General features: G+C 70.2%; 1 protein-coding gene. It reads right to left on the bottom strand.

Going from position 1 to position 208, the window contains the following annotated elements; genetic code table 11:
• On the bottom strand, positions 1-194 hold a 194-nt coding region (locus AC0L21_RS38165; protein ID WP_473267174.1), incomplete at its 3' end, for a helix-turn-helix domain-containing protein.
• Positions 195-208: the final 14 nt, after the last annotated feature.

Genomic DNA, 208 nt, shown 5'->3' with positions numbered 1-208 from the left:
AGTTCCAGAACCGTGTCGGTGACGTCGTCTGGCAACGGCCAGCTCAAGCCCGCGGCCTCGAACCGCCGGAGCGCCAGCCGCACCGTCGAGGGCGCCGCGCCCACCCGTCGCGCAATCTCGCGGCTCGGCAACCCGGCCGCCTTCATTCTGATCACATCGCGCACACGGCGCATCGCAAGCCTCTCCGTCGGCATCCAGGGTCCCCTTC

This window comes from Bradyrhizobium sp. WSM4873 (genome assembly GCF_055811355.1).
This window is presented reverse-complemented; position numbering and strand designations above follow the sequence as displayed.